This window comes from Dickeya sp. ws52 (assembly GCF_007210685.1).
GTDB lineage: Bacteria > Pseudomonadota > Gammaproteobacteria > Enterobacterales > Enterobacteriaceae > Dickeya > Dickeya chrysanthemi.
On sequence record NZ_SZVX01000005.1, the window covers coordinates 21,532 to 34,299 of the forward strand.

Here is a 12,768-nt window from a genome sequence, read left to right on the forward strand (position 1 = left end):
ATCGGCTACCTTGATTAGAACGTTTCCCAATTATCACTGCCCGGTTTCGCTCCGGAAGGCGCTTTTAAGCGAGCAGTGCCAGATGTGGCCAACAACGGCTTCGACATGATGGAAGCGGTGGTGGGGGCGGTATCCTGAAGGTGATTAGCGAGTTTAAACGCAGATACTGCACGGGTTAGCACCATAGCCTGCTCTTCGAGCGATGCGGCGGCGGCAGAAGCCTGTTGTACCAGTGCTGCGTTCTGCTGGGTTACGCTATCCATTTCGGAAATTGCCTGTCCGACCTGGGTGATACCACGGCTTTGCTCATCGGAAGCGGAGGCGATTTCATTCATAATATCCGTCACATTGCTCACAGCCTGAACAATTTCGTGCATCGTCTGGCCTGCCTTATCGACCAATTCCGAGCCGCTGTGAACCAGTGAAACGGATTCCGAGATCAAACCTTCAATCTCTTTTGCCGCCTGTGCGCTGCGTTGCGCTAGACTCCGCACCTCACCTGCAACGACTGCAAACCCTCGGCCTTGCTCTCCGGCACGAGCGGCTTCTACCGCAGCATTCAGCGCCAGAATGTTAGTCTGGAAAGCGATGCTGTTGATCACGTTTGTAATTTCAGAAATTTTTCGCGAACTACCGGAAATACTATTCATGGTATGAACAACATTCTCGACGATCTCGCCCCCTTGTTTTGCCTTGCCTGAGGCGTTCGACGCCAATTGGCTGGCATTGTGAGCATTGTCGGAGTTCTGTTTGACGGTTGCGGTCAACTGTTCCATGCTGGCTGCCGTCTGTTCGATGGCTGCCGCCTGCTGCTCGGTTCGGGAGGACAAATCGCTGTTACCGGCAGTGATTTCGGTTGTGCCCTGATAAATGGAATCGGCGCTGTCACGCACGGTAGAAACGGTGTGCACCAGCGATGCCTGCATCTGTTGGATGTTTTGTCCCAGTATGCCGATTTCGTTTTTGCCATAGGCTTCGTTGGGCTGGGTCAAATCGCCTTGTGCAATACGTTGAATGCGTTGTACCAGGCGGTGCATCGGTTTAATCAGCGTACCTCGCAAGAATAAGAAGGTCAGTAATGTCATCACGATAGCAATGGCGAAGCTCACTGCCATCAGGATGTAACCCAGCATTGCCTGATGTTGGGCATTGTTATTAAGCGCTTTGGCGCGCTCAGTACGAAAAGCGATGGCTTTCAGCAGCGGTTTATTATAAGCCTCATCCAGTACACGCACTTCTTCCGCTTCATGCGTCAGTATTTCTTCGAAATAGCCATCTTTTGCCGCTTTAAGCATCGGCATGATGCCTTTTTCGACGTACTCGTTATAGGCTTTGTTCAGTTCTGGTTCGAGCGCTAAATCCATATCGGTCTTAACGCTTCGGTTTTCATAGACTTGAAAGGCGTCTTTCGATGAGGCAATACGTTGTTCTGCCTGCTTCAGGTTGTTATTGAAAACATCCGTATCTCCAACACGCACTGCAGCACCCGCCTGGATAATCAACAAACGTGCTGTTCTGAGGTGGTTAGAGCTGTTTGACAGACCGAGGCGGACGTCAATTTCCTGAGTAACATAGTCCAGACTTTGATTGGCGCGCACCAGGAAATAGCTGGCAGTACCGATAGCCAGGGCGAACAACAGCATGATGCCGCCCAGAATGATGACAAATAACGGCACCAGTCCAAGATTGCCCAGTATGCCGGTTTTACCCTGTTGTTCAGACTTTGACATCATTTTCATATCCATTCGCTCATTTTCAGGAAAAATATATGTACATCAACCGTACTACTCGCAGGTGTAGTTTGGGTGCTTTTGTTTCTGGAAACAGCTGTGTGGTGATCCGTTTTCAAAATACCAACATAATTCAACGTCGTCATATAATGTGAAACATTCATGGATTTCAATGCGATGTCGATCACGAATCTGTTGGTATTGTGACATTAGGTTCTGTCTGTTTTTTATGCAATATTCTGGAATGTACTTGACTATCTCAGATAGCTTACCTGGACAAAACCAGATTTTGGTCGGGGTCAAATACTCAACATTCGGCATAAAAATAGTGCCTGTGTTTCTGAATGTGGATATAAAACATACTAAAAAAATAATAACATATGTTATAAGATTAGAAATTTTAATGTAAAGCAAAGTGGTTACGATTTTTGAATTCGTTCCGGCAGATAGGCGATATATTTTTTTCTTTTTAAATCAATGCATTGTTTTTATATTCTAAAGAAAGAAGGTGTGTAGAGAGTTTTTTTCTTCTGTTGTGAGTATATTGTGTTCAGGAAAATTTCACTGCAGAGCAAAAATCAGTGAAATATTATGTTTTGCCTCTTTCATTTTTGTGATAGAGGTCACATAATTATCAAAATGCTGATGTGCTTGCGTTGTATGAGTCAGGCCGAAGGCGGTACAGTGACATGGGATTAGGATTAATCCTACGTTCTATGTTGGACGCAATACTAGAGAACGGATATGAAGAGATGGATCCTCAGATGCATCAACATTGATGCTGTATTTTTCGTCATATTAGAAGATTATAAAGTAGTAGAATTATCTGGCACCGATAGTTTTCATGCCACCTATGGAGAGTGATTGTTTAGCGGGTGAGCAGTCTATCACCTAACTTATGTTTTGAAACATAGTCTGTCGGGATGGGAATATGGGTACCTCTGAATTGCTTAAACACATTTATGACATCAATTTGTCTTATTTGTTACTGGCTCAGCGATTAATCAACGACGAAAAAGCATCAGCGATGTTCCGGTTAGGTATCAATGAAGAAATGGCTGATGCCTTGATGCAACTGACTTTACCCCAGATGGTAAAGCTGGCCGAAACCAATCAACTAATATGCCATTTCCGCTTCAATGATCACAATACGATTAAATTATTAACACAAGAATCCCGGGTTGATGATTTGCAACAAATTCACACCGGTATATTGTTGTCGAGTCATTTATTACAAGAGTTGTCTTCAAAAGAAGATAGCTTGCCTAAGAAAAGGGCATAATGATGGCGGAGAAAAGTATTGTTCAGGAAGCTAAGGATATACAGCTGGCGATGGAACTCATTTCATTGGGTGCACGCCTTCAGATGCTTGAAAGCGAGACCCAGTTAAGTCGCGGCCGTTTGATCAAACTCTACAAAGAATTAAGAGGTAGCCCTCCGCCTAAGGGCATGCTGCCGTTTTCTACTGACTGGTTTATGACATGGGAGCAGAATATCCACTCTTCCATGTTCTATAACGCCTATCTATTTTTGCTCAAGAATAGCCAATGCAGTGGTGTTGAAGCGGTTATCAAAGCGTATCGCCTTTACCTTGAACAATGTGCTCCTCAAAGCGATGTTCCTTTACTGGCGTTGACCCGCGCCTGGACATTGGTCCGCTTTGTTGATAGCGGCATGTTGCAGTTGTCTTCATGCAATTGCTGCAAGGGGATGTTCATCACCCACGCACACCAGCCTAAAAACAGTTTTGTCTGCAGTTTATGCCAGCCACCTTCCAGAGCAGTAAAAAGACGTAAACTTTCGCCGAGTGTTGCCGATATGATACCTCAACTGCTGGACGAACAGGTTAAGCATGCAGTCTGAGCCTGATGGCGATTTTGTGGTTCTGTCATCGCGCGTTCATTGCTCGATGGCAGTATTCCCTCCAAATAAGTCGTTGGTAAGACTGCATTTATAACCCTCTCCGCTACCCTTTTACTATCTATAAGGAATTCTTGTGCTGGTTATATTGGGTTATCTTGTCACTATAGGCTCCATACTTGGCGGTTATCTTATCGTTGGTGGCGAGTTGGGGGCGTTGTATCAGCCTTCGGAACTGCTGATTATCGGTGGTGCGGCGGTAGGGGCATTTATTGTTGGTAACAATGCTAAAGCGATTAAAGCGACGCTGAAAGCGTTACCCGTGTTATTTCAAGGCTCCAAATATACCAAAGCTGTATATATGGACCTAATGGCCGTTTTATTCCGGTTGATGGCCAAATCTCGCCAGCAAGGTATGCTTTCTTTAGAGTTCGATATCGACAACCCGAAAGAGAGTGAGATTTTTTCCAATTATCCTCGCATTCTTTCTGATGATTATATCGTAGAGTTCGTTACGGATTATTTGCGCCTGATGGTCAGCGGAAACATGAATGCGTTTGAAATTGAAACGCTGATGGATGAAGAGATCGAAACCGTTGAGCATGAGGTTGAAGTTCCGGCTACCAGTTTGAATCTGATGGGCGATGGTTTACCTGCATTCGGTATCGTTGCCGCGGTCATGGGGGTGGTACATTCACTGGCGTTTGTTGATCGCCCGGCCGCCGAGCTGGGAATGATGATTGCCCATGCAATGGTCGGGACGTTCCTCGGTATTCTGTTGGCTTATGGTTTTGTTTCACCTTTGGCATCGTTATTACGCCAGAAAAATTCAGAGAAAATCAAAGTTCTACAGTGCATTAAGGTAACGCTGCTATCCAGTTTGAATGGTTATGCACCTCAGATTGCTGTTGAATTCGGACGTAAAACGCTTTACTCAACCGTGCGTCCTTCATTTACTGAAATGGAAGAGCATATTCGTAATGTGAAGGCTCCGGCACAGCAGGCATCGGAAAATGACGCATGAAACATCAGCATCCGATAATCCGCAAGAAACGTAAATCAGGACATGCCGCGCATCATGGCGGTTCATGGAAGATTGCTTATGCCGACTTCATGACCGCTATGATGGCGCTTTTTCTGGTCATGTGGCTGATTGCCATTTCTTCACCTTCCCAGTTGGCGCAGATTGCCGAATATTTCCGCACACCACTGAAAATTGCCATTACATCCGGCCCAAAAATGAGTGATGCCTCTAATCCTATTCCAGGCGGTGGTTCAGACCCCACTCAACAGGAAGGCGATGTGAAGCGGCAGATTGATACTATGGATGGGCGCCTGGAAGAAATTAAACTCAATAAATTACGTGAGCGGCTTGATCAATTGATTGAGGCTGACCCACGTCTTAGAGCGTTGCGGCCGCATCTGTTGATAGAAATGGTCGATGAAGGGCTGCGAATTCAGATTATCGATAGTAACAATCGCCCGATGTTTAAAACGGGGAGTGCTCAGGTAGAGCCTTACATGAGTGATATTTTGCGAGCCATCGCCCCGATTTTGAATGATATTCCCAATAAGATCAGTTTATCGGGCCATACTGATGATGCGCAGTATGCGATGGGAGAACGTGGCTATAGTAACTGGGAACTATCGGCGGATCGTGCTAACGCATCCCGGCGTGAGCTGATTGCGGGCGGGTTGGCCGATGGTAAAGTTTTACGCGTTGTCGGCATGGCCGACACGATGAATCTGAAGCAGGCAAAAGGGGGCAGTGATGCAATTAACCGGCGTATCAGTCTGGTCGTCCTTAATAAGCAGGCGCAGGAGAATATCGAGCGTGAAAATGCTGAAAGCAGTGCAGTAAACATTGATAAAATAGAGAATTTACAGAACATGGGGATGGATAAAGCCAAACCAGTTACCGCACCTGTCGATAACGGTAACGGCCCGGCTATATCACAACCTGAAACCAATGGGACGCCTGCATCTGGCTCACCTGTGGCTCCTGTTCAGGCACCCGCAACAGCGGCGCCAGCGTCGGGGGCGAATGGCTCATCGGCGACAAGCCGCAGGCAGCCTACAACAGCTTTGCCAGCAGCACCTGATAGTCAGGCGACACCTTCTTCAACAAGCCGCGATTCACAGCAGAGGTGACCCACGTGAGCATGGACATGAGTGCTTTTTATCAAACATTTTTTGATGAAGCAGATGAATTGTTGGCGGACATGGAGCAGCATTTATTGCAGCTTGATCCGTTAGCACCCGATGCGGAACAGATGAATGCCATATTTCGCGCTGCTCACTCGATTAAAGGGGGCGCGGGAACGTTCGGTTTCACTGTATTACAGGAAACTACGCATATACTGGAAAACCTGTTGGACGGTGCCAGGCGCGGTGAAATGCGCCTGAGTACCGATATTATCAACCTGTTTTTGGAAACCAAAGATATCATGCAGGATCAGTTGGATGCTTACAAAACCGCGCAGGAGCCCAACGCCGAAAGCTTTAAGTATATCTGTCAGGCTCTGCGCCAGCTTGCTCTGGAGTCCAAAGAAAATGGTACTGCCGGAGCATCCGCCCCTGACAAGGTAGAGGCTGAAAAAACGGTTTCCGCTTCTGCCGGCAATCATTCAGGCTTGCGTATCGCTCTTACCAACCTGAAAGAATCGGATATTCCCCAGTTACTTGAAGAACTGGGAAATCTGGGGACGGTAAAAGACACGGTCCAAACCAGCAACAGCGTCGAACTCACGTTGGATACATCAGCCAGTGAGGACGATATCAGCGCTGTGTTGTGTTTTGTGTTGGATCCGGATCAAATTAGCTTCAAATCGACCTCTGGCGCCGCGCCGGTGGAAGTTGCTCCCCCTGCAGCGGAGGTCGTCGCCGAACCGGTTGAGCCCGCGCCTGCCCCGGCACCAGTGCAGCCTGCAGCCGCTGCACCTGCGGCTAAACCTGCCGGAGGTAATAATAATGAGGCGGCGAAAGGTAGGCAGAAAACCGGTGACACCAGTATCCGCGTAGCGGTAGAAAAGGTTGACCAGCTTATTAACTTGGTCGGCGAGCTGGTTATTACCCAATCTATGTTGGCGCAGCGTTCCAGCGCTCTTGACCCCGTCGCACATGGCGATCTGCTGAATAGCATGGGGCAACTGGAGAGAAACGCACGTGACCTGCAAGAGTCCGTGATGTCCATCCGTATGATGCCGATGGAGTATGTCTTTAGCCGTTTCCCACGTCTGGTTCGTGACCTGGCTGCTAAATTGGGTAAAGAGGTTGAGCTGACCCAATTGGGGAGTTCAACCGAGCTGGATAAGAGCCTTATCGAACGCATTATTGACCCATTGACGCATCTTGTGCGTAATAGCCTCGATCATGGCATTGAGTCACCGGAAAAACGTATTGAAGCAGGCAAGTCGGCCGTGGGCAACCTAACGTTGTCGGCGGAACATCAGGGCGGCAATATCTGTATCGAAGTGATTGACGACGGTGCCGGTCTGAATCGCGAACGTATCCTGGCTAAAGCCTTGTCTCAGGGGATGGCGGTAAGCGATAGCATGACTGATGAAGAAGTCGGTATGCTGATTTTTGCTCCGGGCTTTTCTACTGCTGAGAAAGTGACCGATGTGTCGGGTCGTGGCGTTGGCATGGATGTGGTGAAACGGAATATTCAGGAGATGGGTGGGCATGTTGAAATTCATTTCGTGAAAGGGAAAGGAACCACCATCCGTATTCTTCTACCGTTGACGCTGGCGATCCTGGATGGGATGTCGGTCAAGGTCAATAATGAAGTGTTTATCCTGCCGCTTAACGCGGTCATGGAGTCCTCGCAGCCGCAGGCCGAGGATCTGTATCCTCTGGCGGGTGGGGAGCGCGTGCTGCAGGTTCGTGGTGAATATCTGCCACTGGTTGAGCTGTATCAGGTATTCGATGTCGCCGGAGCAAAAACGGATGCCACTCAAGGTATCGTCGTTATTCTGCAGAGTGCTGGCCGTCGCTATGCCTTGCTGGTTGACCAGTTAATTGGTCAGCATCAGGTCGTTGTGAAAAACCTGGAAAGCAACTACCGCAAGGTGCCAGGCGTTTCAGCCGCAACTATTTTGGGTGATGGTAGCGTAGCGCTGATTGTGGATGTTTCTGCGCTGCAGGCGCTTTATCGGGAAAAGCGTGTGGTTGAGACCGCAGCTTAACAGCAAATTACAGCTATAGATTAAAGGTGAGAAACATGACTGGACTTGCAAATGTCACAAAACTAGCTGGCGAGACAGTAGGTCAGGAATTTTTGATTTTCACGCTGGGTGATGAAGAGTACGGCGTGGATATTTTGAAGGTTCAGGAAATTCGTGGTTACGATCAGGTTACCCGTATTGCCAATACCCCTGGGTTTATTAAAGGTGTCACCAATCTGCGTGGTGTTATTGTACCGATCGTCGATCTACGCATTAAATTTATGCAGCAGGAAGTCGATTATGATGATAATACGGTTGTTATCGTATTGAATCTTGGTCAGCGTGTGGTCGGTATTGTGGTAGACGGTGTGTCTGATGTGCTGTCTTTGACTGCCGATCAAATTCGTCCTGCACCGGAGTTTGCGGTTACCCTGTCAACTGAATATCTTACAGGACTTGGTTCTCTCGGTGAGCGCATGTTGATTCTGGTTGATATTGAGAAGCTACTCAGCAGCGAAGAAATGGCGCTAGTTGATAGTGTCATGAAGGTTTGATAACACAACCCTATTGGGCCACTTCGGTGGCCCATATCATTTCGTACCCTCATTCTCTGGAATTGAATAAGTTATAGAGATGCTAAAGCATCGGTGATCGTTGTAATTAAGGCTTAATATGCTGAATCGTGTAAAAGTTGTTACTGGACTCGTTATTATTCTTGGGCTATTCATTGCTCTTCAAGTTATTTCCGGCGGGCTGTTTTTTAATGCACTAAAGTCAGATAGAGATATCTTTACGACGACAAGAATTATTAATCAGCAAAAATCGGAACTGGAATCGACCTGGTCTTATTTATTGCAAACGCGTAACACGTTGAACCGTGCAGGAACGCGTTATGCAATGGATGCATCCGGTGGCGTTACTGGGGGTGTGTCTGCTAAGGACTTGATTGAGCTGGCGAAAAAACAACTGGTTATTGCTAATACCCACTTTGCCAACTATGAAAAAATCCCATATACCGATCAGCAAGACCCAGCCATCGCTCAAGTGGTAAAGGATAATTATACAGCGTTGAACAGTGCGTTAAGTGAGCTGATTGTTTTTATCTCTACCGGTAAATTGAAAGAGTTTTTTGATCAGCCAACCCAAGGTTTCCAGGACAGGTTTGAGAAGGCCTATTATTCTTACAAAGACTCCTACGACAAAGTTTATGCCAATGCTGTGGAAGAGAATAATTCAGCTTATTCGACGGCATTATGGTTGCTGATATCGGTGGCTATATTGGTTGTGGTTATGGCGCTGGTCGTTTGGTTGGGTATCAATCGTTCCCTGGTTCAGCCATTGCATAATCTTATTGAGCATATTCGTCATATGGCGAAAGGGGATTTGTCGACGCGAATTGATTTTCATGGCACCAACGAAATGGGAATTCTGGCCGATAGTTTACGGCATATGCAGACCGAATTTGTTACGACGGTCAGTGCGGTGAGGCAGAGTTCTGAGGCCATTTATACCGGTGCGTCGGAAATCAGTGCAGGCAATAGTGACTTGTCATCACGAACTGAGCAGCAGGCTGCGGCGCTTGAAGAAACGGCGGCCAGCATGGAGCAACTGACTTCGACAGTGAAGCAGAACGCCGAAAATGCCCGGCAGGCCAGCCAACTGGCGCTAAGTGCTTCCGAAACTGCACAAAAAGGCGGCAAAGTAGTCGATAACGTGGTGAAAACTATGCATAACATTGCAGGAAGCTCGCAGAAAATTGCGGATATCACCAGTGTGATTGACGGTATTGCATTCCAGACAAATATTCTGGCGCTAAATGCCGCCGTCGAAGCCGCCAGGGCAGGTGAGCAGGGGCGCGGTTTTGCTGTTGTCGCGGGAGAGGTGCGTAATCTGGCTCAGCGTAGTGCGCAGGCGGCGAAAGAAATCAAATCCTTGATTGAGGATTCGGTAAATCGAGTTCAAGAAGGTTCGGTGCTGGTTGAGAGTGCCGGTGAAACCATGGGTGAGATCGTGGGTGCTGTGACACGTGTTACCGATATCATGGGAGAAATCGCCTCAGCATCTGAGGAGCAAAGTCGTGGCATCGATCAGGTCGGTCAGGCCGTCACTGAGATGGATCGCGTTACTCAGCAAAACTCTGCGTTGGTTGAAGAGTCCGCGTCTGCGGCGAACACGCTTGAAGAACAAGTTCGGGTATTGAATCAGGCAGTGGCCGTATTTCGTTTATCAGAGAGATCAATGATCTCGCGCCCTGCCGCTGTCGCTGCGCCGGTACGTGCAGCAAAGCCAGCGTTGCTTGCAACTTCGGTTGCTATGAATAAAGAGAACAAGGCCAGAACCAGCAAAACCTCGGATAACTGGGAAACCTTTTAATCGCTGAATCGGATGGGTCAGAGCATCGACCCATCCGATTGATATTAAATAACAATGAAAATTTATCCTGAGCAACAATGTTGAGTATAAATTTTCAATTGGTGATTTTTTCGTCTTGCATTCGTGTTTCTAATAAAAATCCTGTCACATAACGGGAAAAACAGCAGAGAAGATCTATATTTAATGTTGTTTACTTAAGATATATTTAAGGGATTCTGTGCATTAATAGTATCGGAGAGGCATCAAGGATGTGGCGGTTTTGAGACAAAGGTGGCAGTTTTAATTTTTGTTACCGTTATAGCGCTTCTTCAGTTAAAGAAAGGTTTAATGCGGCCGATTTATATAACTAATGCCAACAGCATAGGCGTGTTTTCTCGATCCTCTGAGGATGATTGTCGCAATCAACCGGTTTTTCTGGTAACGATGATAATGTTCAAGGGGATATGGTAATGAGGAGTGGATTAGTTTTTTGTGAACAATCCTCATTATGAACAATGCCGAATGCACTAATTTAAACCATCGCGTGATTACCGCCATTGATCCGTTGGATAACGGCTGATAAGGGCATGTTTCCCAGTGGTATGTTGTGGGGGTACCGGTTCATGTGATAGAGCCGGAGATAAGGCATGAGACCTGTAATAGTCATAATGGGAAGTCTGATTGAAAAACAATAAAATCATCTATCCATTTTCGGGCGGTCAGATATGAAGAATACACCATCGCCAAATCGTTCAGGTTCTACATCTATTTTGAGTCAGATGGTTGAACGGTTACCGCTGTCTGATGTTCATTTCCGGCGAATCAGTCAGCTCATCTATCAACGTGCCGGCATCGTGCTGGCCGATCATAAGCGTGAAATGGTCTACAACCGTTTGGTTAGACGGCTGCGTTTGCTCGGAATCAACGATTTTGGTCAGTACCTTGCGTTGTTGGAGTCAGATCAGAACAGTGCTGAATGGCAGGCATTTATTAATGCGTTAACGACGAATCTAACGGCATTTTTTCGCGAGGCGCACCATTTTCCTATCCTCGCCGACCATGCGCGTAAGCGGCAGGGTGGGTACAGTATTTGGTGTACCGCGGCTTCCACCGGGGAGGAGCCTTATTCTCTGGCTATGACCCTTGCGGAAGTTTATGGAGATCGTGCCAGTAATTGCCAAATTGTAGCCAGTGATATTGATACACAGGTTTTAGAGAAAGCATCTGCGGGTATTTACCGGCAGGAAGATCTGCGTTCGCTTTCTCCACAACAGATGCAGCGTTTCTTTTTACGCGGAACCGGACCACACAGTGGGTTGGTGCGGGTACGCCCGGATCTGGCAAGTATGATTCATTTTCAACAAGTGAATTTGTTGGCGCCGGAATGGTCCTTACCTGCACCGTTTGATGCGATTTTTTGTCGTAATGTAATGATTTACTTTGATAAAGAAACCCAGGAGCGCATTTTACGCCGTTTTGTTCCGCTGCTTAAACCCGGCGGATTATTGTTTGCCGGACATTCAGAGAACTTCAGTCAGATCAGTCGGGAATTCTACCTGCGCGGACAGACTGTTTATGGGCTGGCTAAGGAAAGATAATGAGCAAAATAAAAGTATTATGTGTTGATGATTCTGCGTTAATGCGGCAGATCATGACCGAAATCATTAATAGTCATCCCGATATGGAAGTGGTTGCAACGGCACCTGATCCATTGGTGGCACGTGATTTAATCAAGAAGTTCAACCCGCAGGTGTTGACGCTTGATGTCGAAATGCCTCGTATGGATGGCCTTGATTTTCTTGAAAAGTTGATGCGCCTTCGCCCGATGCCTGTGGTGATGGTGTCTTCATTGACGGGGAAAGGTTCGGAAATCACTTTACGGGCGCTTGAGCTTGGGGCGATCGATTTTGTTACTAAGCCTCAGTTGGGTATTCGTGAAGGTATGTTGGCATACAGTGAGCTGATTGCGGAAAAAATCCGCATGGCTGCCAAAGCGCGTTTGCCTCAGCGCAGTTCAGGACCGGCACCTACCGTGCTGATTCCCAGTATGCCGCTGCTGAGTAGTGAAAAGCTGATCGCGATTGGTGCGTCGACAGGCGGAACCGAGGCGATCAGACATGTCTTACAGCCATTGCCGCCGACAAGTCCGGCATTGCTGATTACTCAGCATATGCCACCGGGATTCACTAAGTCTTTTGCTGAGCGTTTGAATAAACTGTGTCAAATTACAGTGAAGGAAGCCGAAGATGGTGAGCGTGTTCTGCCTGGTCATGCCTATATTGCACCGGGTGCCCGTCATCTTGAACTTGCGCGTAGTGGGGCGAACTATCAGGTTAAATTACATGATGGTCCGCCGGTAAATCGTCATCGTCCTTCTGTTGACGTACTGTTCCACTCTGTTGCACAGTACGCCGGACGAAATGCAGTAGGAGTAATCCTAACTGGCATGGGGAATGATGGTGCAGCGGGAATGCTGGAGCTTCATAAAGCGGGAGCGTATACGATCGCGCAAAATGAAGCCAGCTGTGTTGTATTCGGTATGCCTCGAGAGGCTATAGCACTCGGTGGTGTCGATGAGGTGGTGGATTTGCACCAGGTGAGTCAGCGGATGCTGGCACAAGTTTCTGCCGGACAGGCATTACGTATATAGCAGCTCCGGG

10 protein-coding genes are annotated in these 12,768 nt (G+C 47.5%); 9 read left to right on the forward strand and 1 reads right to left on the reverse strand.

Annotation, left to right across the window (positions count from 1 at the left end; all coding sequences use genetic code 11):
- Positions 1–14: 14 nt before the first annotated feature.
- Positions 15–1,745: a methyl-accepting chemotaxis protein gene (locus tag FDP13_RS06015; RefSeq protein ID WP_143839027.1), complete on the reverse strand. Its 1,731-nt coding sequence runs from the start codon at positions 1,743–1,745 to the stop codon at positions 15–17.
- Positions 1,746–2,661: 916 nt separating this feature from the next.
- On the opposite strand from FDP13_RS06015, the gene flhD reads away from it, so the two are divergent.
- From flhD to FDP13_RS06060, 9 genes are all read left to right on the forward strand, one after another.
- Positions 2,662–3,012 carry a flagellar transcriptional regulator FlhD gene (gene flhD / locus FDP13_RS06020; protein WP_012769262.1) on the forward strand — a complete coding sequence of 117 codons (351 nt, stop codon included), beginning with the start codon at positions 2,662–2,664 and terminating at the stop codon, positions 3,010–3,012.
- A gap of 2 nt (positions 3,013–3,014) precedes the next feature.
- A complete protein-coding gene (gene flhC, locus FDP13_RS06025) occupies positions 3,015–3,593 on the forward strand; it encodes a flagellar transcriptional regulator FlhC (RefSeq protein WP_023640182.1) in 579 nt (192 codons plus the stop codon).
- Positions 3,594–3,726: 133 nt separating this feature from the next.
- Complete coding sequence (gene motA / locus FDP13_RS06030; protein ID WP_012769264.1) at positions 3,727–4,614, forward strand: flagellar motor stator protein MotA; 888 nt, start codon at positions 3,727–3,729, stop codon at positions 4,612–4,614.
- On the forward strand, positions 4,611–5,741 hold the full coding sequence (gene motB / locus FDP13_RS06035; RefSeq protein ID WP_012769265.1) for a flagellar motor protein MotB: 1,131 nt from the start codon (positions 4,611–4,613) through the stop codon (positions 5,739–5,741). The genes motA and motB overlap by 4 nt, the downstream gene beginning before the upstream one ends.
- A gap of 17 nt (positions 5,742–5,758) precedes the next feature.
- Positions 5,759–7,777, forward strand: a complete 2,019-nt coding sequence (cheA, locus tag FDP13_RS06040; protein WP_199886314.1) for a chemotaxis protein CheA — start codon at positions 5,759–5,761, stop codon at positions 7,775–7,777.
- Positions 7,778–7,812: 35 nt separating this feature from the next.
- Positions 7,813–8,310 (forward strand): chemotaxis protein CheW, encoded by a 498-nt coding sequence (gene cheW / locus FDP13_RS06045; protein ID WP_012769267.1) that lies wholly within the window; start codon positions 7,813–7,815, stop codon positions 8,308–8,310.
- 118 nt (positions 8,311–8,428) lie between these two features.
- On the forward strand, positions 8,429–10,129 hold the full coding sequence (locus tag FDP13_RS06050; protein WP_012769268.1) for a methyl-accepting chemotaxis protein: 1,701 nt from the start codon (positions 8,429–8,431) through the stop codon (positions 10,127–10,129).
- A gap of 704 nt (positions 10,130–10,833) precedes the next feature.
- A complete protein-coding gene (cheR, locus tag FDP13_RS06055) occupies positions 10,834–11,706 on the forward strand; it encodes a protein-glutamate O-methyltransferase CheR (RefSeq protein WP_012769269.1) in 873 nt (290 codons plus the stop codon).
- Positions 11,706–12,758 (forward strand): chemotaxis response regulator protein-glutamate methylesterase, encoded by a 1,053-nt coding sequence (locus tag FDP13_RS06060; RefSeq protein ID WP_012769270.1) that lies wholly within the window; start codon positions 11,706–11,708, stop codon positions 12,756–12,758. The genes cheR and FDP13_RS06060 overlap by 1 nt, the downstream gene beginning before the upstream one ends.
- Positions 12,759–12,768: the final 10 nt, after the last annotated feature.